The 24451-nt window shown below is 29.8% G+C and carries 27 protein-coding genes; 25 read left to right on the top strand and 2 right to left on the bottom strand.

The features are described from left to right. Nucleotides 1-21: 21 nt before the first annotated feature. Nucleotides 22-1899 carry an RNA polymerase sigma factor RpoD gene (gene rpoD / locus L8X28_RS00710; RefSeq protein WP_133318727.1) on the bottom strand — a complete coding sequence of 626 codons (1878 nt, stop codon included), beginning with the start codon at nucleotides 1897-1899 and terminating at the stop codon, nucleotides 22-24. Nucleotides 1900-2033: 134 nt separating this feature from the next. Here rpoD and L8X28_RS00705 point away from each other — a divergent pair, with 134 nt between their 5' ends. The 14 genes from L8X28_RS00705 (at nucleotide 2034) to purU (ending at nucleotide 13892) form a co-directional block, all read left to right on the top strand. Beyond that, nucleotides 2034-2846 (top strand): flagellar hook-basal body protein, encoded by an 813-nt coding sequence (locus L8X28_RS00705; RefSeq protein WP_263665238.1) that lies wholly within the window; start codon nucleotides 2034-2036, stop codon nucleotides 2844-2846. 16 nt (nucleotides 2847-2862) lie between these two features. Beyond that, nucleotides 2863-3657, top strand: coding sequence for a flagellar basal-body rod protein FlgG (flgG, locus tag L8X28_RS00700; RefSeq protein WP_133318729.1), 795 nt, complete (start codon nucleotides 2863-2865; stop codon nucleotides 3655-3657). A gap of 168 nt (nucleotides 3658-3825) precedes the next feature. Continuing rightward, on the top strand, nucleotides 3826-6600 hold the full coding sequence (gene napA / locus L8X28_RS00695) for a periplasmic nitrate reductase subunit alpha (protein WP_263665237.1): 2775 nt from the start codon (nucleotides 3826-3828) through the stop codon (nucleotides 6598-6600). A 2-nt stretch (nucleotides 6601-6602) separates the two neighbouring features. Further along, nucleotides 6603-7352 carry a ferredoxin-type protein NapG gene (gene napG, locus L8X28_RS00690; protein WP_133318731.1) on the top strand — a complete coding sequence of 250 codons (750 nt, stop codon included), beginning with the start codon at nucleotides 6603-6605 and terminating at the stop codon, nucleotides 7350-7352. After that, nucleotides 7349-8140, top strand: a complete 792-nt coding sequence (napH, locus tag L8X28_RS00685) for a quinol dehydrogenase ferredoxin subunit NapH (RefSeq protein ID WP_263665236.1) — start codon at nucleotides 7349-7351, stop codon at nucleotides 8138-8140. Before napG ends, napH begins: the two co-directional genes overlap by 4 nt. Next, entirely contained in the window at nucleotides 8130-8648 is a 519-nt protein-coding gene (locus L8X28_RS00680; RefSeq protein WP_133318733.1) for a nitrate reductase cytochrome c-type subunit, read from the top strand. The genes napH and L8X28_RS00680 overlap by 11 nt, the downstream gene beginning before the upstream one ends. Nucleotides 8649-8652: 4 nt before the next feature. After that, nucleotides 8653-9579 (top strand): WD40 repeat domain-containing protein, encoded by a 927-nt coding sequence (locus L8X28_RS00675; protein WP_263665235.1) that lies wholly within the window; start codon nucleotides 8653-8655, stop codon nucleotides 9577-9579. Further along, entirely contained in the window at nucleotides 9566-9901 is a 336-nt protein-coding gene (locus L8X28_RS00670) for a chaperone NapD (RefSeq protein ID WP_133318735.1), read from the top strand. The genes L8X28_RS00675 and L8X28_RS00670 overlap by 14 nt, the downstream gene beginning before the upstream one ends. Before the next feature lie 2 nt (nucleotides 9902-9903). Further along, the gene (locus L8X28_RS00665) at nucleotides 9904-10071 is read left to right on the top strand and encodes a hypothetical protein (RefSeq protein WP_087699327.1); all 168 of its coding nucleotides are present in this window, start codon (nucleotides 9904-9906) and stop codon (nucleotides 10069-10071) included. Between the two features lie 2 nt (nucleotides 10072-10073). Beyond that, nucleotides 10074-11246 carry an MFS transporter gene (locus L8X28_RS00660; RefSeq protein ID WP_263665233.1) on the top strand — a complete coding sequence of 391 codons (1173 nt, stop codon included), beginning with the start codon at nucleotides 10074-10076 and terminating at the stop codon, nucleotides 11244-11246. 61 nt (nucleotides 11247-11307) lie between these two features. Beyond that, nucleotides 11308-11556 carry a hypothetical protein gene (locus tag L8X28_RS00655; RefSeq protein ID WP_087691144.1) on the top strand — a complete coding sequence of 83 codons (249 nt, stop codon included), beginning with the start codon at nucleotides 11308-11310 and terminating at the stop codon, nucleotides 11554-11556. Next, nucleotides 11553-11990 carry an effector protein CiaD gene (gene ciaD, locus L8X28_RS00650; protein ID WP_263665231.1) on the top strand — a complete coding sequence of 146 codons (438 nt, stop codon included), beginning with the start codon at nucleotides 11553-11555 and terminating at the stop codon, nucleotides 11988-11990. Before L8X28_RS00655 ends, ciaD begins: the two co-directional genes overlap by 4 nt. Further along, nucleotides 11959-13062, top strand: coding sequence for a CCA tRNA nucleotidyltransferase (locus tag L8X28_RS00645; protein WP_263665230.1), 1104 nt, complete (start codon nucleotides 11959-11961; stop codon nucleotides 13060-13062). Before ciaD ends, L8X28_RS00645 begins: the two co-directional genes overlap by 32 nt. A 2-nt stretch (nucleotides 13063-13064) precedes the next feature. After that, nucleotides 13065-13892, top strand: coding sequence for a formyltetrahydrofolate deformylase (gene purU / locus L8X28_RS00640; RefSeq protein ID WP_133318739.1), 828 nt, complete (start codon nucleotides 13065-13067; stop codon nucleotides 13890-13892). A 24-nt stretch (nucleotides 13893-13916) separates the two neighbouring features. On the opposite strand, the gene glnA is transcribed toward purU, so the two are convergent. Beyond that, the gene (glnA, locus tag L8X28_RS00635) at nucleotides 13917-15347 is read right to left on the bottom strand and encodes a type I glutamate--ammonia ligase (protein WP_133318740.1); all 1431 of its coding nucleotides are present in this window, start codon (nucleotides 15345-15347) and stop codon (nucleotides 13917-13919) included. 214 nt (nucleotides 15348-15561) lie between these two features. On the opposite strand from glnA, the gene L8X28_RS00630 reads away from it, so the two are divergent. The 11 genes from L8X28_RS00630 (at nucleotide 15562) to rpsP (ending at nucleotide 24450) form a co-directional block, all read left to right on the top strand. After that, nucleotides 15562-16269, top strand: coding sequence for a chemotaxis protein (locus L8X28_RS00630; RefSeq protein ID WP_133318741.1), 708 nt, complete (start codon nucleotides 15562-15564; stop codon nucleotides 16267-16269). Further along, nucleotides 16266-17522 (top strand): peptidase U32 family protein, encoded by a 1257-nt coding sequence (locus tag L8X28_RS00625; RefSeq protein WP_263665227.1) that lies wholly within the window; start codon nucleotides 16266-16268, stop codon nucleotides 17520-17522. Before L8X28_RS00630 ends, L8X28_RS00625 begins: the two co-directional genes overlap by 4 nt. Next, nucleotides 17519-18013, top strand: a complete 495-nt coding sequence (gene purE / locus L8X28_RS00620; protein ID WP_133318743.1) for a 5-(carboxyamino)imidazole ribonucleotide mutase — start codon at nucleotides 17519-17521, stop codon at nucleotides 18011-18013. Before L8X28_RS00625 ends, purE begins: the two co-directional genes overlap by 4 nt. A gap of 9 nt (nucleotides 18014-18022) precedes the next feature. Further along, nucleotides 18023-18529: a DUF3972 domain-containing protein gene (locus L8X28_RS00615; RefSeq protein ID WP_220566839.1), complete on the top strand. Its 507-nt coding sequence runs from the start codon at nucleotides 18023-18025 to the stop codon at nucleotides 18527-18529. Continuing rightward, nucleotides 18526-19386, top strand: a complete 861-nt coding sequence (glyQ, locus tag L8X28_RS00610; RefSeq protein WP_263659059.1) for a glycine--tRNA ligase subunit alpha — start codon at nucleotides 18526-18528, stop codon at nucleotides 19384-19386. Before L8X28_RS00615 ends, glyQ begins: the two co-directional genes overlap by 4 nt. Beyond that, nucleotides 19376-20101: a Nif3-like dinuclear metal center hexameric protein gene (locus tag L8X28_RS00605; protein ID WP_133318746.1), complete on the top strand. Its 726-nt coding sequence runs from the start codon at nucleotides 19376-19378 to the stop codon at nucleotides 20099-20101. The genes glyQ and L8X28_RS00605 overlap by 11 nt, the downstream gene beginning before the upstream one ends. A gap of 11 nt (nucleotides 20102-20112) precedes the next feature. Continuing rightward, entirely contained in the window at nucleotides 20113-20832 is a 720-nt protein-coding gene (locus tag L8X28_RS00600; RefSeq protein WP_133318747.1) for a zinc ribbon domain-containing protein, read from the top strand. Continuing rightward, nucleotides 20829-22013: a lipid IV(A) 3-deoxy-D-manno-octulosonic acid transferase gene (waaA, locus tag L8X28_RS00595; RefSeq protein ID WP_263665226.1), complete on the top strand. Its 1185-nt coding sequence runs from the start codon at nucleotides 20829-20831 to the stop codon at nucleotides 22011-22013. The genes L8X28_RS00600 and waaA overlap by 4 nt, the downstream gene beginning before the upstream one ends. Then, complete coding sequence (locus L8X28_RS00590) at nucleotides 21994-22749, top strand: pseudouridine synthase family protein (RefSeq protein WP_263665225.1); 756 nt, start codon at nucleotides 21994-21996, stop codon at nucleotides 22747-22749. The genes waaA and L8X28_RS00590 overlap by 20 nt, the downstream gene beginning before the upstream one ends. Before the next feature lie 64 nt (nucleotides 22750-22813). Next, entirely contained in the window at nucleotides 22814-24151 is a 1338-nt protein-coding gene (ffh, locus tag L8X28_RS00585) for a signal recognition particle protein (RefSeq protein WP_220566836.1), read from the top strand. A 71-nt stretch (nucleotides 24152-24222) separates the two neighbouring features. Beyond that, nucleotides 24223-24450, top strand: coding sequence for a 30S ribosomal protein S16 (rpsP, locus tag L8X28_RS00580; RefSeq protein WP_012661702.1), 228 nt, complete (start codon nucleotides 24223-24225; stop codon nucleotides 24448-24450). Nucleotide 24451 lies beyond the last annotated feature (1 nt).

The raw sequence follows: 24451 nt of genomic DNA, 5'->3' as shown, positions 1-24451 counted from the left end.
TCCTTGCTTTTTTAGCAAGGATTATTTCCAACCTTCTATGTAGTTTTTAAGTTTTCTACCAACTTTTGGGTGTTTAAGTTTTTTTATAGCTGAGCTTTCTATTTGTCTTACTCTTTCTCTTGTGACATTTAATTCTTTACCGATTTCTTCTAAAGTTCTATCACTTTCATCATCCATTAAGCCAAAACGCATTCTAATAACAGCCTTTTCTCTATCATTAAGCTGATCTAAAACTTCATCAATTTGTTCTTTTAAATCATCTTTTAAGATGTGATCCATAGGTGAAATTGAGGTTCTATCTTCTACAAAATCTCCAAATTTACCATCATCCTCGTTGCTAATAGGTGCTTCTAGGGAAATTGGTTCTTTAGTAATTTTAATAACTTGTTTTACTTTATCTATACTAAGTCCTACTTCTTTTGCAATAATACTTACATCCGGTTCTTTACCTTCTTTTTGCAAATACTCGCGAATGATTTTATTGATTTGATTGATAGTTTCTATCATATGAATAGGAATTCTTATAGTTCTTGCTTGATCGGCAATTGCTCTTGAAATAGCTTGTCTAATCCACCAAGTTGCATAGGTTGAAAACTTATAACCGCGTTTGTATTCAAATTTATCTACCGCTTTCATTAAGCCTATGTTGCCTTCTTGGATTAAATCTAAAAATGGTAATCCGCGGTTAGTATATCTTTTGGCAATGCTTACAACTAAGCGTAAATTTGATTTTGCCATTCTAGTTTTAGCCTCATCAGATATTTTTTTACCGCGTTTGATTTGCTCTAGAATTTCTTTTAATTGATCTTTTTCTAAATCAAAAGAATTTTGACTAGCTTCTTTAGTTTGAATAAGTTTTTTAATCTCCATATAAGTGCTTACCATGGTAGTTTCTAAAGCACGCTCGGCTATTTCTTCTTTGCTAAGTTTGGTAATATCTTTTAAAATATCTTGGTGTCTTTGTTTTAATTCTTCTGAAAACATCGGTAAGCGATACTCCAAGCGTTTTAATTCTTTATCAAATTCCTCATCACTTTTTAATGCTGTTTCCATAGATTTTACTATTTCAGAAATAAGTTTTGATGTTGGACCTAGATCCATTAGTTTTTCTTTTAGTATATTTTTCTTAAAAGCAATTATGAGTTTATCTAATAGTTCATCATCATTTTTTTCTGCATTAATAGTAGATATAGTTTTTAACCATTCTTTTTTTGCTTTTTCTAATGCTTTAAAGCTTTCTATGACTTTTAGAGTTCTTTCATCTTCTTTTTTATTTGTTTTTTTAGGTTTTTTTTCATTAGAATTTTCATTTTCCTCATTTTCATTTTCTTCTTCAGAGTCTATTTCTTCATCGCTTTTATCATCATCGCTTTTATCATCATCCTCAAAGCTTTTAAAAAGCTCTTTCACTCTTCTTTCTCTATTAATTAAAGGTTCTTTATAGTCAAGTATAAAATCAATCAAATAAGGCACAGAACAAAAAGCATCGATGATAATGTCTTCGCCTAGCTCAATCTTTTTAGAAATTTCAATTTCTTCATCTTTATTTAAAAGAGCAATTTGTCCCATTTCTCTTAAATACATTCTTACAGGAGAGTCTGATCTGCTCCACTCAAGTAAATCATTTTCATTGGCTAAATCAAATTCATTTTCCAAACTTGTATCTTGTAATTTTTGTTTTTCCTCTTGTAGCTTTTTTGCTTCTTCTAAATTTCTTTTTTTGGCAATTTCAGCTGAAGAGATTAATTCTACTTTATATTTATCCATTAGATCACGGATTTTTTTTGCACTTGTTGCGTTTGGAAGCTTTGCAAAATACTTGACAAGTTTTTCATATGTGATATAATCTTTAGAATTTTCTTTGAAAAGTTCTTCTAAAACATTAGTTTCATTAGCCATGGATACCCCTTGTATTTAAGTAATGAGTGTAAAACTAAATATTATGCCTAAAAATTAATTAAAAACAAATAAAAATATTTTGGAACGACTTTTGCTTTGTTAGTGAAAAATTAAGATTTTAGTTAGGAAAAATAATGCAAAATGGGTATTATCAAGCCACCGGTGCTATGGTTACGCAATTTAATCGCTTAGATGTTGTAACTAACAATCTAGCAAATGTAAATACAAGTGGCTATAAAAGAGATAATGTTGTTATTGCAGATTTTAAAAGGATTTTTAAAGAAACTCAAGATGAGTTACCTATACAAAATCACACAAGAGATGCTGCAAGATTTGTTAATACAACTATAGATAGAGTTCCGCAGGTTAATCATGTCTATACAAATTTTAGCGTAGGTTCTATGAAAATGACGCATAATCCTTTGGATTTAGCTCTTACTCGCGAAGATACTTTTTACTTGATTAAAACAAATAATGGTGAAATAAGATTAAGTCAAGATGGAAATTTCCAACTTGATGATGAGGGTTATTTGGTAAACCGTCAAGGATACAGAGTTTTAAGCAGTGATTATTTTAATAATCCCGAAAATGATGGCATCCGCATAGGAGATTCTACTTCTTTTATTAATGTGGATAAAAATGGAATTATCAGTGCAGCTAATCAAAATATTGCAAGATTATTTGTAGCACAAGTTGATGATTTAAGAGATTTGCAAAAAGATGGCGATAATATGTATAAAATTGATAATTTAAACAAGATTAGAGATTTATCAAATTCAAATGCCATTAAGCAAGGTTTTACTCAAGGATCAAATGTTAATCCAGTTACAGAAATGGTAGGATTAATTGAGGCAAATAGAATGGTTGAGATGTATCAAAAAGTTATGACATCTCATATGGATGATTTAAATCAAGAAGCTATTAATAAATTAGCAAGTACTAAATAAAACTAAGGATAGAAAAATGTTAAGATCATTATACACAGCAGCATCAGGGATGGTATCGCAACAAACACAAATTGATGTGACTTCAAATAATATTTCAAATGTTAATACAGTAGGTTATAAAAAATCGCGTGCAGAATTTGCAGATTTGATGTATCAAACGATGAAATATGCAGGAACTTCAACCTCAAGCACCACAAAACATCCAAGCGGCATTGAAGTAGGGCTTGGAGCAAGAGTAACAGCTGTAAGTAAAATTTTTAGTGAAGGTAGTTTAAAACAAACATCAACTTCAGGTCTTGATATGGCAATTGCTGGTAATAATGGCTTTTTCCAAATTCAAATGCCTGATGGAACTATAGCTTATACTAGAAATGGTCAATTTACTAAAGATGCTGAAGGAAACATAGTAAATTCAGATGGTTATAGACTTTTACCGGAAATGACTATACCTGAAGATGCTATTGCTATAAATGTTGCAAGCGATGGGACAGTTTCAGTAATGCAGCCAGGAAATACAGCTGAAACTCAAATAGGACAAATTGAACTTGTAAATTTTATCAATCCTGCAGGTTTACATGCTTTAGGGGATAATCTTTTAGTAGAAACTGATGCAAGTGGGGCGCCTATTGCAGGTATAGCAGGCGAGAACGGTTTTTCTGTCATCAAACACGGCTTTGTGGAGCTTAGTAATGTTCAACTTGTAGAGGAAATGACTGATCTTATTACAGGACAAAGAGCTTACGAAGCAGGCTCAAAAGCAATCACCACAAGTGATGATATGCTTGGAATTGTAAATCAATTAAAACGCTAGAATTAACTAGCGTTTATAATATGTAAAAATATTTAAAAATATACTAAAAAACTCCTATTTATAAATACTTATAAAATATTCTTTTTTATAATTTAAATTTTATCATTAATGTAGTAATATTTTTTAGATGTATTAAAATACATTGAATAAACAATAACGAGGGATATAATGAACAGAAGAGACTTCATTAAAAACACCGCTATTGCTAGTGCTTGTGGTGTTGCAGGTCTTAGTGTTCCAAGTAGTGTACTTGCTAATACTGAGAATAAATGGCGTTGGGATAAGGCTGTTTGTAGATTTTGTGGTACAGGCTGTGGAATTTTAGTTGCAAGTTTAGATGGTAAAATTGTTGCTGTAAAAGGAGATCCAGCAGCTCCTGTAAATCGTGGATTAAATTGTATTAAAGGTTATTTTAATGCAAAAATTATGTATGGAGAAGATCGCTTAGTAACACCTTTACTTCGCGTAAATGCAAAAGGTGAGTTTGATAAAAATGGAAAATTTCAACAAGTTTCTTGGCAAAGAGCCTTTGATGAAATGGAAAAACAATTTAAAAAAGCTTACAAAGAAAAAGGTGTTGAAGGAATTGGAATTTTTGCAAGCGGTCAATATACTATACAAGAAGGATATGCTGCTGCAAAATTAGTAAAAGCTGGTTTTAGATCAAACAATATAGACCCAAATGCACGCCATTGTATGGCTAGTGCAGTTGTTGGCTTTATGCAAACTTTTGGAGTTGATGAGCCTTCTGGCTGTTATGATGATATAGAGCTTACTGATACTATTATTACTTGGGGTGCAAATATGGCAGAAATGCATCCGATTTTATGGTCAAGGGTAAGTGATAGAAAATTAAGTAATTTAGATAAAGTCAAAATTGTAAATTTATCTACTTTTTCTAATAGAACTTCTCATATAGCAGATACTGAAATCATCTTCAAGCCAAATACTGATTTAGCTATTTGGAATTATATCGCTAGAGAGATTGTTTATAATCATCCTGAAGCTATGGATAAAGAATTTATTGAAAAACATTGTATCTTTACAACAGGCTATGCTGATATTGGTTATGGAATGAGAAATAATCCAAACCATCCTAAATTTAAAGCAAGTGAGAAAGATACAGTAGCAAAACAAAATGCTATTATTGTAGATGAAGAAGAAGCGGTATCTTTGGCTTATTTAGGAGTAAAAGCAGGTGATAAATTTGAAATGAAACACCAAAGTGCTCCTGATGCACATTGGGAAATTTCATTTGAAGATTTCAAAAAAGCATTAGAGCCTTATACGCTTGATTATGTTGCTAAAGTTGCTAAAGGTAATGAAGATGAAAGCATTGAAGAATTTAAGAAAAAACTTCAAGAATTAGCAAATTTATATATAGAAAAAAATAGAAAAGTTGTAAGTTTTTGGACTATGGGCTTTAATCAACACACAAGAGGTACTTGGGTGAATGAACAAGCTTATATGGTGCATTTCTTACTTGGTAAACAAGCTAAGCCAGGTAGCGGTGCGTTTTCATTGACAGGGCAACCAAGTGCTTGTGGAACCGCAAGAGAAGTAGGGACTTTTTCGCATCGTTTACCTGCTGATATGGTCGTTGCAAATCCTAAACACAGAGAAATTAGCGAAAAAATTTGGAAAGTTCCGGCAAAAACAATCAATCCTAAACCAGGTGCTCCATACTTAAAAATCATGAGAGATTTAGAAGATGGAAATATCAAATTTGCTTGGGTGCAAGTAAATAATCCTTGGCAAAACACTGCTAATGCAAATCACTGGATAGCAGCGGCTAGAGAAATGGATAATTTTATCGTTGTGAGTGATTGCTACCCAGGAATTAGTGCTAAGGTGGCAGATTTAATTTTACCAAGTGCTATGATTTATGAAAAATGGGGTGCTTATGGTAATGCTGAAAGAAGAACTCAACACTGGAAACAGCAAGTGCTGCCTGTAGGTGAGGCTATGAGTGATACTTGGCAAATTATGGAATTTGCAAAACGCTTTAAATTAAAAGAAGTTTGGGGTGAAACTAAGGTAAATGATAAACTTACTCTGCCAAGTGTTTTAGAAGAAGCTAAAGCTATGGGTTATAGTGAAGATGATACTTTATATGATGTATTATTTGCAAACAAAGAAGCAAAATCTTTCAAAGCAAACGATTCTATTGCAAAAGGATTTGATAATAGTGATGTTAATGGCGATGAAAGAAAAATTATAGGTAGTGATGGTAAAGAATTTGAAGGTTATGGCTTTTTTGTGCAAAAATACCTTTGGGAAGAATACCGCAAATTTGGTTTAGGTCATGGGCATGATTTAGCGGATTTTGATACTTATCATAAAGTAAGAGGTTTAAGATGGCCTGTGGTAAATGGTAAAGAAACACAATGGAGATTTAATACTAAATTTGATTATTATGCTAAAAAAGCAGCTCCAAATTCAGATTTTGCATTTTATGGTGAATTCGCTAAAGAACTGCCAAAAGGAGATTTACTGGCTCCGCAGACTAAAGAAAAATATAGCTTGAAAAACAAAGTGAAAATTTTCTTTAGACCATTTATGAAAGCTCCTGAAAGACCGAGTGAAGAGTATCCATTTTGGTTATGTACTGGTAGGGTTTTAGAGCATTGGCATAGTGGAACTATGACTATGAGAGTTCCTGAGCTTTTCCGTGCAGTACCTGAAGCACTTTGTTATATGAATGAAGATGATGCTAGGACAATGAAAATTAATCAAGGTGATATCGTATGGGTACAATCACGCCGTGGTAAAGTAAAAGCTAGAGTAGATTTTCGTGGTAGAAATAAACCATCTAAAGGGCTTGTGTATGTGCCTTGGTTTGATGAAAATGTATATATAAACAAAGTTACATTAGATGCAACTTGCCCATTGTCTAATCAAACAGATTTTAAAAAATGTGCCGTAAAAATTACTAAAGCATAAAAATGAAAAATAGAAGAGAATTTTTAGCCTTTACTTTTAAGCTTTTATGTATAGGAAGCGGAAGTGCATTTTTAGCAAGTTTAGCATTTAGCTCAAATCAGGAGTATTTTTTAAGACCTCCTGGGGCAGATGATGAAAAAGAATTTTTATCAAAATGTATACGATGTGGACTTTGTGTAAAAGCTTGTCCTTATGATGTTTTAAAACTAGCAAATTTAGAAAATAGTGCTAAAAATGGCACACCTTTTTTTATAGCAAGAGAAAATCCTTGTAGATTGTGCGAGGATATACCTTGTATAAGAGATTGTCCTACAAATGCGCTAGATCATAAATATTTAGAGCAAAATGATGGAATTTATAAAACAAAAATGGGTATAGCTATAATTGATAGCGCAAGTTGTGTTGCTTATTGGGGAATTCAATGTGATGCTTGTTATAGAGCCTGTCCATTGATAGATAAGGCATTAAAGCTTGAAATAAAACGCAATGAAAGAACTGCAAAGCACGCATTTTTATTACCCGTAGTAGATCATGAAGTATGCGTGGGATGTGGGATTTGTGAGAAAGCCTGTATAACGCAAAAAGCTGCTATTAGAGTTTTACCTAGAGAATTTGTCTTGGGAAAAGCTGGGGATAATTACATCAAAGGTTGGGATGAAAAAGATGAAAAACGCTTGCAAGATGTAAACACAGATAAAAATTTCAATAAAAACAAGGCTAAAGATTATCTTAATGATGGAGAATTGTTATGAAATATCTTATTTTAAGAAGAATAGTGCAATTGTCTATCTTAACTTTTTTTTCTTTTGGTGTATTTAATTTTATATTAAAAGGAAATTTAAGCTCTTCAGTTTTATTTTCTTCGGTGCCCTTAAGTGATCCTTTTGCATTTATTCAACTTGTGTTAGCAAGTTTGCAAGTAGATTTAATGGCTTTAAGTGGTGCTTTGATAGTATTTTTATTTTATGCTATTTTTGCTGGAAGAGCGTTTTGTGCTTGGGTTTGTCCTGTAAATATCATTACTGATTTTGCTTATTTTATTAGAAGTAAATTAGGTTTTAATCAAGCAAGGATTTTTAATGTAAATAAAAATTTGCGTTATTATGTTTTGGCTTTTGTTTTGATTTTTTCTTTTCTTTTTTCCTTTCCTGTTTTTGAGGAATTTTCTTATATAGGAATAATCCAAAGAGGAATTATTTTCGGCGGTGTTTCTTGGCTTTTTGTAGCTTTGATTGTTTTTTGTATAGATACATTTTTTAGTCCAAGATTTACTTGCTCGCATTTTTGTCCTTTAGGAGCTTTTTGGGCTTTAAGTTCGTATTTTTCATTACTAAAAGTAAGATATAACTTACAAAAATGCACTAAGTGTTATAAATGCCTTGGAGTATGTCCTGAAAAGCAAGTGCTTTGGATGATAGGTAAAGAAAATCAAGATGTAAAATCAGGTGAGTGTATAAGATGTGGAAAATGTATTGATGTTTGCGGTGATGATGCTTTAGGTTTTAGTATAATAAATTTAAGGAGAGAAAATGAAAAATAAAATCTTTTTATCCTTAGCAGCAGCTGTTTTAATAAGTGCTTGCGGACTTGCTGTTAAAAGTGTTGATTCAAAAGATATAGGTTTAAGAAAAACAAGTTTAGAAAGTGAAAATGTAGAGTTATTGGATGCAAAGTATTCTCAAGCAATGGCTGGAGAATCTGTTTTAATTGAGAGATCATTTGAAAATGCTCCGCCATTAATTCCACATACTTTAGAGGATATGCTTCCAATTACTAAGGATAATAATATTTGTTTAAGCTGTCATGATAAAGCTATAGCTAAAGATGTTGGAGCCACTCCGCTTCCAAGTAGCCATTATTTTGACTTAAGAAAAAACAAATCTACTAAAGATATGATAAGTGATGCAAGGTTTAATTGTACACAATGCCATGTGCCACAAAGCGATGCAAAACCTTTAGTAGGAAATAGTTTTGAAGCTAAATTTAAAAATGAGGAACTAAAGAAAAAATCTAATCTTTTAGATGTTTTAAATGAAGGCGTAAAATAAAACTATGAAAAAAATATTTTTAATCTTACTAATGAGTGTATATGTATTTAGTTATGAGCTTAAACTTGATTCAAATTTAAATGCCTTAAAACTTGTTGATAGTAGTTTGCTTATAGGACTTGATAATGGAGAATTAAATCAGTACTTTATTAAAGACAAAAAAATGCAAAAAATCACTCAACTTGATAAGATTAAAAATTTTTACGAAGAAAATCTTAGCCCTAGAATTTATAGTATTGATTACTTAAATGGGGCTATTTTGATTTTAAGTGAAGGTGATTTTGGTAGTAAAAGGCTTAGTATTTATAAAAATAAACAACTTTGCAACTATAAGCTTTTAAGTGATGGAGTAAAAAAAGCTTTGTTTTTAGATGATGATACTATTTTATTAGCCTTGCTAGGTTCTAATATAGAGCTTTTTGATTTAAAAACAAAAAATATTATAAAAAATTTTACTTTCTCTAACTCAAGTTTAAGTGATGTGGTTTTAAATGAGGCAAAAACTCAATTAGTAGCAGGTTTTGAAAGTGGTGAAATAGTACTTTTTGATGTGAAAAAGTGGCAAAAAATAAAAAGTTATAAAAATCTTCATAAAGATAATATTTATCAACTTGATTTTAAAAATGCAATTATTACAAGTTGTAGCACTGATAGAAAATTAGGCATAGTGCGAAATGATCAAGAAAAAAGCATAGAAAGAGACTTTTTAATATATGCTTGTAGTCTAAATAAAAGTGGTTCTATAGCGGTTTTTGGAGATAATGAAAAAAATATTATAGAGCTTATAGATACTAAAAATTTAAAAACAATAAAAAAATTCCAAAATAAAGATTTTTTGCTAGAATATCTTATATTTTTAAACAAGCATGAATTTATTAGTGCTGGTTATGAAGATAAAATTATATTTTGGAGTATAGATGAATCTTTCTAGTGTATTGATTTTAACTAAAGAGGAAAAATTAGAAAAACTTAAAGAGCAAATTCAACAAACACCATGTTGTAGTGTGGAATTAGCTCAAGAAGAAAAAATTATAGTGGTAATAGAAAGTGAAAATTTAGATGATGAGTTAAAAGCATATAAACAATTAGAACAGCTTGATGGGGTGATAAGTATTAATATGGTATTTTCGTATCAAGATTTGGATGAAGAAAGAGAAAAAATTTTAAAAGCAAATTTTGAGGCAAATACTTTTGATGAAAATTTAAAAAAAGATAATTTAGAATACTATGGTAATGTTTTTAGAAAGTATTGATTATGATTTTTTTAATTCCTTTAATTGTGATTATTTCTTCTATTTTTATCATTGATCACTTTTATTTTTCCAAAGAGAATGAAGTTGTAAAAGAAAAAAAACAAGTAGTGCAAAAAAATACCGATTCTGATAAACAAAGATATCTTGAAAATATATTAAATCAAAAATAATCATGTACACACAAATTTCATATAAAAAATTCTTTTGGATTAATATTTTAGTTGTGATTACTCTTGCTTTAAATTTAAGAGCACCTATAACTTCCATAGGTCCTATGGTAGAACATATTCAAGAATATTACAATATCAATTCCACTTTAGCAGGTATGCTAACAACCTTACCTTTAATAGCTTTTGGTCTTATATCGTTTTTTGTAGCGTATTTTTCACAAATTAAAGCTTTGTTTTTTGCCTTAATTTTGATTGTCTTTGGAGAAGTTATTAGAAGTTATGGAGGAACTATAGGTTTATTTTCTGGGGTTTTTTTGATAGGAGCAGGCATTGCAATAGCTAATGTTTTATTACCTTCTTTTGTAAAAGAAAAATTTTCTAAAAATACTTATAAGATAATGGGTTTATATGGATCAATTATAGGCTTATCTTCAATTGCTGGCGTGGCCTTATCGCTTCCTTTGCTTAATTTTTTTGATGTACCTCAAGCTATGTTTTTTTGGGCTATATTGGCTTTAATTGCTTTGATTTTTTATTTTCCGCATTTGAAAAATAAAAGATTATTACGCCCTAAAAAGAAAAATATTAATAAAGTAAATATCTTTTTAAACTTAACAGCCTGGAAAGTTACTATTGTAATGGGATTACAAAGTTTTTTATCTTATAGTCTTTTTGCATGGCTTAGTGTGATGATTAGTGAAAAGGGCTTTGGAATTGACTTTGGTTCTAATGTTTTATTATTATCTCAAATCATAGGAATGCCCGTGGCATTTTTACTACCTATCATTTTAGGAAAGCTTAGATCTCGTGCTAAAAGTTTTGCTATAGTGATGTTAGGGTTTTTGTATTTTTTAAGTTTTATGATGATTTTTCTTTTTAAAGTAAAAGCGATTTTGTTTTTAGCGGCTATTTTTTTAGGTTTTGCTTCTAGTGGAGTTTTTACAATTTCGCTATTATTTATTGCTATCAAAAGCTCAAATTCTATCATAGCGGCTAAACTTTCTGCTATGTCACAAGGTATAGGGTATTTAATAGCTGCTCAATCACCTTGGATTATAGGCATGCTTCATGATAATTTTAGAAATTTCACTTCAGGCTTTATTATGCTTATTATAGTAGCTATAATACTTAACATTTTTGTATTTTTGGCATATAAGGCTCCTGTGATTAAGTGAAAATTAAAAATAAATTAAAGCCTTTTTTGTTAGAATTTTAGGATTTTATTTTTGTGAGTTAATAATGCGATATACAGTAACAGAGGCTTCTATTTATGAAGCACAAGGCTTAAAAGATGAGGCTTTGGAGATTTATAAAAATATATTAAAACAAGATCCGCAAAATAAAAATGCCATTGATGCTATAAGGCGTTTGAGTGGCTTGCGTTCTAATCATGAAGATTTAAATTATGATATGCTTGATTTTTTTGTCAATATGAAAAGTGAAGAAGAAATTAATGAATTTAAAAGGTGGTTGATAAAACTATGAATATAGAAGATTTAGCAAAAATGGCTATTAGTGAAGTTAATTCAGAGTTAGATAATAAAAAAAATAAAAACGATGAATTTACCCCTATGGTAGAAGAAATTACTCAAGAAAAAAATGTTAATACTCAAGAGAAAAAAATCAAAGAAGAAATTAGTAAGGTTGCACAAGAGCTAATCCAAGAACTAGATGATTTAGAAGTAAAAGTAAAAGATGATAAACAAAATGTCGCTATTAAGGTTGAAGCTTTAGAAGAAAAAGAAGAAAGCATTATAAATAATGAAGAATTTTTCTTGAAAAATCTTAGAGAGCGTATTTTGGTTTTATTTGAAGGATTAAAAAATACCAAAGATGAGCATATGGAAAAAAGACTAGATATGACCATTACTTTTTTAGAGTTTTTACTTGCAAAGATTGAAGATAGACTTAAAAAATGACCAAGATTTTTTAAGAATTAAGAATATACTTAAGCCTTACACACAAAGGGTTTATTTAGTAGGCGGTTGTGTAAGGAATTCTTTTTTAGATTTATCTAGTGATGATTATGATATAGAAATTTATGATATTGAGCCTATGCTTTTTGATGAGCTTATGCAAAAACTTGGTGCAAATGGAGTAGGAAAAAGTTTTTTTGTATATAAATATAAAAAATTTGATTTAGCTCTAGCACGCTATGAAAATAAAATTTTTACAGGCCATAGAGGTTTTGAAGTTAAAGTTTGTAATAATGAGCAAGAAGGAGCAAGAAGAAGAGATTTTACCATTAATGCATTGATGGTAAATATTTTTGATTTTGAATTTTTGGATTTTTTTAATGGTTTGCAAGATTTGCAAGCAAAGATTATAAGACATATTGATGATAAAAGTTTTATTGAAGATAGTTTAAGAGTGCTTCGTGGAATTTCTTTTGCATGTAGGTTTGATTTAACAATTGCAAAAGAAAGTTTAAAATTAATGCAAACTATGGATATAAACGATTTATCTAAAGAGCGTATTAATAATGAACTTTATAAAATTTTTAAAACTTCAAGACTGAATAAAGCTTATGAGTATTTTAAAATTTTAAATTTAGAAGAAAAAATCTTTTTTTATCAAAGTTGTAATAAAGAATTTGAGAGACTTTTAGAGTATAGCCAAAAGTTAATTTGTGATGAGGCTTTGTTTTTGTATTTGTATTTGAATTTTTTTCATATAAATAAAGAGGAATTTTTTAAAAAAACAAAATTAAAAAAAGAGCTTTTAAAAAAATGTGAACAAGAATTTATTTTAGGTAAAATTGATGATTTTAATTTAGCTAAAATTGCTTTAAAAATACCACTTTGCAAATGGCTTGGACTTTGGAATAATGAGCGTATAACACAAGCAAAAAAAATAAATTTATACTATCATGCTTTTGAAAGTAAAATTAGCGCCAATGACTTACTAAAGGAAGGATTTAGCGGGAAAGAACTTGGAATTGAACTTGAAAAAAGAAAATTACAAGAATTAAAAAACTATATAAAGGAGTAAAAATGAATGAGTATATTTTAAAAATTTCATGCAGCGATGAAAAAGGATTGATTTATAGAATTTCAGATGTTATTTTTAAATATAGAATCAATATTATAAAAAATGATGAATTTGTTGGAGAAAATCGTTTTTTCTTTAGGGCGCATTTAGAAGGTGAGCTTGATATAAAAGCTTTTAAAGGAACGCTTGAAGCTATGCTTCCTGATAATGCACAAATTGAAATTACTTCAAAGAGAAAAAAAGATATTATTGTTTTAGCTACTAAAGAAACTCATTGTTTAGGTGAGTTACTTATCCGTCAATTTAGTGGAGAATTTAATGCAAATATTAAGGCAGTTATTGCAAATTATGATGTATTAAAACCTTTAGTGGATAAATTTAACATACCTTTTCATACTATTTTAGCACAGGATTTAAGCAGACAAGAGCATGAAAAAAAACTACTAGAGTGTTTAAAACAATATGAGTTTGATTATATTGTTTTAGCAAAATATATGAGAATATTATCTCCATCTTTTGTAGAGAATTTTGAGGGAAAGATTATTAATATCCATCATTCTTTTTTACCTGCATTTATAGGAGCTAATCCTTATAAGCAAGCTTATGAAAGAGGGGTAAAGATTATAGGCGCAACAGCACATTTTGTAAATAATAACTTAGATGAGGGGCCAATTATTACCCAAGATGTTATACCAGTTACTCATGAATATTCTTGGCAAGCTATGCAACAAGCAGGGCGTAATGTAGAAAAAAATGTTTTTTCTAAGGCCTTGGATTTAGTGTTTGATGATAGGATTTTTATATATGATAATAAAACAATAGTATTTTAATCTTGATGCTAAAAAGCATCAAGATTAGCATGAATAGCAAGTTTTAAACTCATATGCAGTTGGTCTAGCTTCTACAGGCCATACTTGGGTTTCAAATTTCATATGTTGATAATCATCAATAAATACATCACTCATAACAGGCTTTAAGAAGGCATTTTTTCTAATGAGTGCTTCCAAAGATCCTCTTAAAGTGTGAGGTAATTGCTCTATACCTTTTTCTCTAATCTCATCTAGGGTTAGTGCAAATAAATTTTCATCCATAGGACCTACCGGTATGGTTTTATTTTTAATACCATCAAGTCCTGCCATAAGCAAGCTTGTAAAAGCTAGGTAAGGATTGGAAGTGCTATCAGGAAATCTTATTTCAACTCTTGCGCTTTTTTCATTAATACCATAAGGCACGCGACAACTTGCAGAGCGATTTTGGCAAGAATAAGTTAGTATGCAAGGTGCTTCAAAACCTGGAACTATTCTTTTATAAGAATTTGAACTAGGATTGGTAAATGCGGCAACACTTCTTGCATTAGCTAAAATTCCACCGATGTAATTAATCGCATATTCACTTAATTTTCCATATCCTTCTTTATCATAAAATAAATTTACTCCATCTTTCCAAAGGCTCATATGTACATGCATACCACTTCCATTATCTCCATAGAGTGGTTTTGGCATAAAGGTCGCTGTTTTTCCATTTAAATGTGCTACCATTTTAACTACATATTTATAAATTTGTACATTATCAGCAGCTTCAACTAAATTCCCAAATTCTACACCAATCTCAGCTTGTCCTTGTGCTACTTCATGATGATGTACGAAAGTTTTTAAACCAACTCTTTCTAAAACTTGTACCATTTCAGCTCTAATATCCACACTAGAATCAATAGGACTTACAGGAAAATATCCACCTTTATTTCTTGGGCGATGTCCACTATTGTAACTATCTGTAAAATCTTTATTATCATTCCATTCACCTTCTTCAGTATCTACTTCATATTTTGCACAGTGAGAAGAATCAACTATTTTTACATTATCAAAAATAAAAAATTCATTTTCAGGACCAAAATAAGCAGTATCAGCGATATTGCTTGTGCTTAAGTGTTGCATTGCTTTTTTAGCAATACTTCTTGGACATTTTTCATACATTTGATCTTTGTAAATATCATATACATCGCAAATTACTATGATAGTAGGATCAGCTGTAAAAGGATCTAAAAACGCACTTTCCACATCAGGTTTTAAAATCATATCTGATTTTTCTATAGGCTGCCAACCATGCAAAGAGCTTGCGTCAAAAGGAATTCCGTTTTCAAAGGTTTTATCATCAATTGCTTTTATATTATAAGTGATGTGATGCCAAGTGCCTATCATATCAGTAAATCTAAAATCAACAAATAAAACTTCATGTTCTTGACAATAACTAAAAAACTCATCAATGTTATTTACAAATTTACCCATTTTTTCTCCTTTTTATTTTTTGGGTTTTTTAATTTATTTTATAGATTGTAGTATATTTTTTTTAAATTAAGTTTAAATTAATATTTTTTTTATAATCAAATTAAAAAAAAGATTATTTTGTGTAAAAAAATAATTAATTGGTAAAATTAATGTTGATTTATATTTTTTTGTAATATAATCTCGCATTAGTTTTTTTATTAAAAAAGGTGTAACAATGACTCAAGAAGAATTAGATGCTTTAATGAATGGCACTGAAGACTTAGATCTTGATTCTGTAGAAGAAGCAGAAGAAAAACCAGATACAGATTATGAAGATGAGGAAAAAAATAAGCAAATTGTTAATGATATGATTAATGGTGATTATAAAGCAAGAGCGGATATGGCTTGGCCACCACCACCACCTAGTAAAGAACATAAAGTTGTACATCAACTTGATGATGTTACAAGAGATAGTGAAATAAAAGCCACAGAGATGATGGAAAAATTAGAAGCTATTAACGATTTTTTTGCAAATTCTGAGAGTGATCTTTGTGTAATCAGTGATGCTTTAAATAAAAATATAGAAATTTTTGAAAAATTAAATGCAAAATTTCCTAATGTGGTAAGCTTTAAAGAAGCTATTGAAATAAATAACAATGCTAAAAATATCATAGATGAGATTACAGGTTGTTTGCAAACTGGACAAGATGAAGTTATGATGGCAATGGATGCTATGCAATATCAAGATATTCATCGTCAAAAAATTGAGCGTGTTATTAATGTTATGAGAGCTTTAAGTAGATATATGAGTAGTTTGTTTGAAGGTAAAATTGATGATGAAAAACGCGTGGGATCTGCTGTGCATATCGAAGGAGATACAACTGCAGATGTTGTAAGTAATGATGATATTGAGGCATTAATCGCAAGTTTAGGAAAAAAATGATTATTCCTGAAATAGTAGCTCCTGCAGGTAATTTTACAAAATTAAAAATAGCTTTAGCTTATGGAGCTGATGCTGTTTATGCAGGTGTGAGTAATTTTTCATTAAGAGCAAGAACTGCTAGAGATTTTAATTATGAAACTTTTAAAGAAGCTATTGAGTACACGCATGCAAAAGGAAAAAAAATTTATGTAACGATTAATGGATTTCATTTTAGCTCACAAATTGAAGGTTTGAAAAGGCATATTTTAAAATTAAAAGAAATGAAACCCGATGCTTTTATAGTAGCTTCTGTAGGTGCTATGCGTTTGGTTAAAGAGCTTGCACCTGAAATCAATCTTCATGTATCAACCCAAGCTAATATTTTAAATTACTTAGACGCTCAAGTTTATAAAGATATGGGAGCTAAGCGTGTTGTTATAGCAAGGGAACTTGGTTTAAAAGATGCAAAAGATTTGAAAAATAATTGTGACATAGAACTTGAAAGTTTTGTCCATGGTTCTATGTGTTTTGCGTATTCTGGCAGATGTTTGATAAGCTCAGTGCAAAGTGGACGCATGAGTAATCGTGGATCATGTGCAAATGATTGTAGATTTAACTATGAACTTTATGCAAAGAACCCAGAAACTAATACACTTTTTAGACTTGAAGAAGATGAGAATGGCACGCATGTGTTTAATTCTAAAGATTTAAATTTAAGCTCGTATATTCAAAAAATTATGCAAGAAGGTTGCATTCATGCTTTTAAAATAGAAGGAAGAACGAAAAGCGAGTATTATGTAGCTTTGACTACAAGAACTTATAAAATGGCAGTGCAAGATGTATTGCAAAATACTTTTGATGCGGCTAAGTATGAAAAAGAAATTCATACTTTAAAACACAGAGGTTTTACAGATGGATATTTAGTTTCAAGAGCTTATGAAAAAACCGATTCAATAAATCATAATACAAGTATAGAAGAAGGAACCCATCAAGTGCATGCTATTAGTGAAGATGGTGAATTTTTTAAATGTAAGGGTAAGATAGAATTAAACAAAGAATATGAAATTCTAGCTCCGGTTGATTCTAATATAGAATTAGGGGAAAATAAACTAGGTTTAGTATATGAAAATGAAGGAAAAAATTTCATAGTGTTTAAACAATTATTAGCAAAAAACAATAAAGAATTTAGTGAAATTCATAGTGGTAATGAAAATGAAATTACTTTGCCATTTAAACTTCCAGAATTTAGCTTTTTAAGAAGGAGTGTTGAATGAAATTTGTTTCCATATTGATGGGAAGTAAGAGTGATTATGATATAGTAAAAGAAGCTTTAGGAATTTTGGAAAAATTTGATGTAAAATATGAAGTCTTGATCACTTCAGCTCATAGAAGTCCTCAAAGAACCCAAGAATACATCAAAAATGCTGAAGAAAAAGGTGCAAAAGTATTTATTGCTGCAGCGGGTATGGCAGCTCATTTAGCAGGAGCTGTTGCAGCACATACAACAAAACCTGTTTTAGGTATACCTATGCCAGGAAGTAATTTAGCTAGCATGGATTCTTTATTTTCTACTGTGCAAATGCCAAGTGGAATTCCTGTAGCAACTGTGGCTATAGGTAAAGCAGGGGCTATTAATGCAGCTTATTTGGCAGTGCAAATTTTAGCAATAGAAGATGAGTCTTTAGCGCAAAAATTATTAGAAGATAGACAAAAACAACAAGAAAAATTAATCCAAGATTCTAATACAATCGAAGTTTTTCTTTAAGGAGCGTATATGCAAACTTACTTGGAATTAAAAGAATTTTGTCAGTTAGTTCATTTATCCGAAGATGTTGTAAAAGGAATGATGGCAAATGGTGCTTTAAATTTCAAAGAAGAAGAAGGTAAAATTTATATAGAAGCTAATCAAGGTACTTTTAGTGTAGTTCCTTCAAGTTCAAAGCAACCTGCTATGGTAAATTCTATGACCTTGGCAGGAGAAAGTTTTGTAGAAAAAACTATAGGGACTATTTTAAATTTACATGAAAAAGTTCTTGATGCTAAGGATGAAACCTTAGAAGCTTTAAAGGGTGAAAATAAATTTTTAAAAGATGCTCTTTATTCTATGCAAGAGCTTTATGATGAGGATAGAAAAACTATAGAAAATCTTAACGAGCAACTTAAATATGCGCGCAATGAAGTTGAATTTCTAAAAAGAAAATATAAAATGATGTGGAATAAAACAGTGGAATTATATGCAAATTCGCCTGAGAAGTCTGAAGAATTAAAGGAAGAAAAATGACTTTTTCTCAAATGATTTTAAATTTACAAGAATTTTGGCAAAAGCAAGGTTGTGCTATTATGCAACCTTATGATTTTCCAGCAGGTGCAGGGACTTTTCACCCGGCAACTTTTTTAAGAAGTTTAGGTAAAAAACCTTGGGCGGCTGCTTATGTAGCACCAAGTAGAAGACCAACTGATGGAAGATATGGTGAAAATCCTAATAGGTTGGGTGCTTATTATCAATTTCAAGTTTTAATTAAACCAAGTCCTGATAATATCCAAGAATTATATTTAAAAAGTTTAGAAAATTTAGGCTTTGATTTGAAATCACATGATATTCGTTTTGTTGAAGATAATTGGGAAAGTCCAAGTTTAGGTGCTTGGGGTTTGGGCTGGGAAGTTTGGCTTGATGGTATGGAAGTTACACAATTTACTTATTTTCAACAAGTTGGTGGTATAAGCGTAGATTTAGTTAGTGCTGAAATTACTTATGGCTTGGAAAGACTTGCAATGTATTTACAAGATGTAGATAATGTATATGACATAGTTTGGAATGAATTTAACGGCGAAAAAATTACCTATAAAGATGTTCATAAGCAAGGCGAGTTTGAATTTAGTAAATATAATTTTGAAGTAAGTGATGTAAAAACTTTAAATGTACAATTTGAAAATGCTTACAATGAGTGTAAAAATGCATTAGATGCAAAACTTGCTTTACCAGCATATGATTATTGTATGTTAGCAGCACATACTTTTAACTTGCTTGATGCAAGAGGGGCTATTTCAGTAACTCAAAGACAAGATTTTATGCTTAAAATTAGAGAATTATCTAAAAGTTGTGCTTTAGTATATAAAGAAAGTTTAGATGAAAATTAAAGAAATTTATGATTATTTAGATACTATTAGTCCATTTAATACGCAAAGTTCATGGGACAATAGTGGTTTATTGCTTGGAAATTTCGATCAAGATGTAAATAAGATTTATCTTGCGCTTGATGTAGATATGCATTTAATTGAAAATGCAAGCGAAAATTCACTTTTTATAGTCCATCATCCTTTAATTTTTAAAGGTTTGAAGAATTTAAGTGGAGTGCTTTATCCGCAAAATCTTCTTACAAAAATGATACAAAAAAATATAGCCTTGATTGCTATGCATACAAATTTTGATTTAAGTCATTTAAATACTTATTTTACTAGCGAAATTTTGGGTTTTAAGATCAAAGAACAAAATGAATTTTTGATCTATTGTGATGTAGATTTTCAATTAGATACATTAGTTGATCATGTTAAAAAGTGTTTAAAACTTAATCATATTAGGGTTGTTAATGCTCATCAAGAAAAAATAAAAACTTTAGCAATATGTACAGGCAGTGGTGGAGATTTGATTTCTAGTGTAAAAGCAGATTGTTTTTTAAGTGGAGATTTTAAGTATCATCAGGCCTTAGAAAGTTATCATAATAAACTCAATTTGATTGATATAGGTCACTATGAAAGTGAGTCATACTTTGGTGAAATTTTAGCAAAAGATTTGCAAAAATTTCATTTAGAAGTTATAATATCAGTTTCAAAAAATCCATTTCAATATTTTTAAGGAAAAAATCAATGAATAAATATTTAGAACAACTTATAGCTTTATCGCAAATTGATAAAGAGTTAGATGGTTTTGCAAATAAAGTAGAAGATGCTACAAAAGATTTAAAAGAAAAGCGTAATTTGCTTGATAAAACTGAAGAAGAAATTGCAGGTTTTGAAAAAGATATTAAAGATATAGAAAATCAAAAAATACAAAACAATAACCATATTGCAGAATTTGGTGTGAAAATTAAAGAAATAGCCAAAAAAAGTGCTGCAGTGAAAACTGAAAAAGAAGCAAATGCTTTAAAAATCGAAGAAGATATAGCTAAAGAGCAACTTGATGCAGCAAATGAAGAGATAGAAAGATTAGATAAAATTTTAGAAAACAAAGAAAAATTTATACAAGAATTGCAAACTAAGAGAACTGAACTTGAAAATGAAGTGGATCAAATAGATGCTCAAACAAAAGTTGTATTAGTTGATATTGAAAAAGAAAGATTAGAGATTTATGATAAAAAAGTAAAGCTGGTTGGCGAAATAAATCAAAAAGTTTTAACTTTTTATGAGAAAATTAGAAAATGGGCGGGAAATAGTGCTGTAGTTCCTGTGAAAAAACATGCTTGTTATGGCTGTTTTATGAGAATTTATGATAAAACTTATTTAGCAGTTTTAAAAGGTGATGAAATCGTAACTTGTCCGCATTGTGGAAGAATTTTATATAAAGAAAAAGAAGAAAATCAAAATTGATTTTTTTTTATTACATTTTTGCTGTGATTATATATGTAATCGCAGTTCCTTTTTTGTTGATTTTAAGTTTTTGTAAAGAAAAATATAAAGCGTCTTTAAAATCTAGATTTTTTCTTTACAAAAACTTAAAACAAGAACAAGGAGATATATATTTTCATGCTTGCTCCTTTGGGGAGATTAAAAGCATTGTTCCCTTAATAAAACTTTTTCCAACTTGTAAAATTTCAACTATCACGCAAACCGGATTTAATGAAGCTTTAAGACATTCTAAAAAAGTAAATTTTTTACCATTTGAAATTTTTATACCTTTTTGGATGAAACCTTGCAAAGTTTTGATTATTTTTGAAGCAGAGCTTTGGCTTATGCTTGTATTGATGGCTAAATTTTATAATGCAAAAGTTATTTTATTAAATGCTAGGATTAGTGATAGATCTTTAAAAAACTACAAGCGTTTTAGCTTTTTTTATCGTTTGATTTTTAAATATATTGATGTTGTGTTTGCGCAAAGTCAAAAAGACAAAGAAAGGTTAGAGTGTTTGGGTGCTAAAAATGTTGCAGCATATAAAAATATCAAAGCATATATAAAACAAGAACAAGTGAAAAATTATTCAAAACCTAAGGCTAGGGTTGTTATATTTGCTAGTACGCATGAAAATGAAGAACTATTATTGCTTAATGAGATTAAACTAGAAGAAAATGATAGATTAATTATCGCTCCAAGACATCCGGAGCGTTTTGGCGAGGTTGAGGGGATTTTAAAAGATTTTTGCCAAAAAAATCATTATAATATGCAAAAATTTTCAGACTTTACTTTAAGTGAAAATGATTTTGCAAATTTTTTTAAGACCAAGTGTTTATTACTAGATACTTTGGGTGAGCTAGAAAGTTTTTATAAGATTAGTGATGTAGTTTTTTTGTGTGGCTCTTTTGTAAAAAATATAGGTGGGCATAATCCTATAGAAGCGGCTAGATGGAATAATGTTATTATCTCGGGGAAATATTATTTTAATCAAGAAAGTTTATATCAAGAAGTTGATGATTTGTATATTTGTGAGAGTGTAAAAGATATAAATGATTTTTTAAAGCAAAAATTATCACAAGCACGAGTCAAAGAGCAAAATGATTTAAATGAAATTATATTAAGTATAAAAGAAGGTTTAGATGCAAGAAAAAGCTTATAAATTGCTTGCAATGCAAGAAAAAATTTCTAATAATGCAGCAAAGGATTTGATTGATAAAGGTTGTGTTTTTGCTATGGGAAAAAAGGTTGTTATAGCTAGAGCTTTGATGAGCTCAAAAACAAGATTTGTCGTGCAAAAAATAAAAAAAGCAAAAATACTTTTTGAAGATGATAAAATCATAGCTTTAAATAAGCCTTATGGGGAAATTAGCGAGAATTTAGAAGGTGTTTATAATGCTAAATTAATTAACAGGCTTGATAAAGAAACAAGTGGAGTTTTGCTTTTAAGTAAAGATGAGGAATTTAGACTAAAATGCATTCAAGAGTATAAAAAACAAAATGTTTATAAAAGCTATTTAGCTATTGTCGATGGAGTAATTGCTGAAGAACTTGAAATTTGTGAAAAAATAACTACTATAAAAAATAAATCCGGAGCTTTTAGTAAAATCGATAAATTTTTTGGCTTAGAAGCTCATACTCAGGTTATACCTTTAATGGTAAATGCAAAAAAAACTTTAATAAAAGCGGTCATTAAAACAGGTAGAACACATCAAATCAGAGTGCATTTAAATCATATAAAACATGGTATTATTGGCGATGAAAAATATGCAAAAAATAGCTCTTCTAGAATGTATTTGCATTCTTATGAAACGCATATTTTTGATTATCAATTTAAAGCTTTGCTTGATGAGAGTTTTAATGCTTATGGTTTTGAAATAAAAAATTTAAATTTTTAAAGGCGTTTAAAGCTAAAAGGGTTTATAATTTAGCTTTTTAAAATTTTAATAAAGGGAAAATAAAGTGTTTGAAATAGTTAGTGAGTCATTTAAATCCGCGGTTAATAAACTTCGTTTTGTTGATGATGAAAAAGCTTTAAAAAATGCTCTTGACACTTTAAAAAAGGCCCTTTTAAAAGCAGATGTACATCATAAAGTTACGAAAGAATTACTCACTTTAGTAGAAAATGATGTAAAAACTAATGGCATAGGCCAAAAGCAATTTTTAGACTCAATTAAGAAAAATTTAGAAGAAATTCTTAGTGTTAAAGGTAAAAATCAAGGTTTTGTATTTGCTAGTAAGCCACCTACGGTTGTTTTGATGTGTGGTTTGCAAGGTGGTGGTAAAACAACTACTACGGTAAAAATTGCTAATTACTTAAAACTAAGAAATAAAAAAGTATTAATTGCTGCATGTGACTTGCAAAGATTAGCTGCGGTAGAGCAATTAAGACAACTCACTCAAGCTAATGAGCTTGATTTATTTTTCATAGAAAATGAAAGTAATCCTTTAAATGTAGCTAAACAAGCTTTAGAAAAAGCAAAAAATTCTATGTATGATGTTTTGCTTGTAGATACTGCCGGCCGTTTGGCAATTGATATAGCTTTGATGAATGAGCTTAAAGAAGTAAAAGCTATTTTAAATCCTGATGAAGTATTTTATGTAGCTGATGCTATGAGTGGTCAAGATGGAGTTAAAACAGCAAGTAGCTTTAATGAAGCTTTAGAAATCACTGGGGTTATTTTAAGTAAATTTGATGCAGATACTAAAGGTGGTGTTGCGCTAGGTATAGCTAAACAAATTGGTGTGCCTTTAAGATTTATTGGTGTTGGTGAGAAAGTAGCTGATTTAGAAGTATTTATCCCTGATAGGATTGTTAATCGTATCATGGGTGAAGGTGATTTGGCGACTTTGGCTGAAAAAACTGCCGCTATTATAGATGAAAAAGAAGCAAAAAAACTTAATAAAAAAATCAAAAAAGGTGAATTTAATTTCAATGACTTTTTAAATCAAATGGAAAGTGTTAAAAAACTTGGTAGTATGAAATCAATCATTGGTATGATACCTGGTTTATCATCTATGGCAGCAAATATTAAAGATATTGATTTGGATAATTCTAAAGAAATTATTCATATTAAAGCAATGATTTCATCAATGACGCCAAAAGAAAGAGAAAATCCTGATTTGTTAAACAACGCAAGAAAGCGTCGTATTGCAGAGGGTGCTGGTTTATCTCAAATGGAAGTAAATCGCTTTTTAAAACAATTTAGTAATGCGGCTAAGTTGGCAAAGAAATTTTCAAACAAAAAAGGAATGGAAAATTTTATGAATATGTTGCAGCAAGCTAAAAGACCGCAATAATTAAAGCTTTTTTATGGATATATGAGTTAAAATATCTATAACAAAATTTTAATTTTTTTAGGAGTATTAAAATGACAGTAATCAGACTTACAAAAATGGGACGCAAAAAAAGACCATTTTATCGTATAGTTGTAACTGATAGTAGAAAAAGACGCGATGGTAGTTGGATAGAAAGCATTGGATATTATAATCCTATGGTTGAACCTGAAGTAGTAAAATTTGATGCTGAGCGTTTAGCTTATTGGAAGAGCGTAGGTGCTAAATTAAGCGATAGAGTAGCAGCTATTACAAGCAAGTAAA

The sequence above is a fragment of the Campylobacter sp. CNRCH_2016_0050h genome, from assembly GCF_025772605.1.
GTDB lineage: Bacteria > Campylobacterota > Campylobacteria > Campylobacterales > Campylobacteraceae > Campylobacter_D > Campylobacter_D lari_D.
This window is presented reverse-complemented; position numbering and strand designations above follow the sequence as displayed.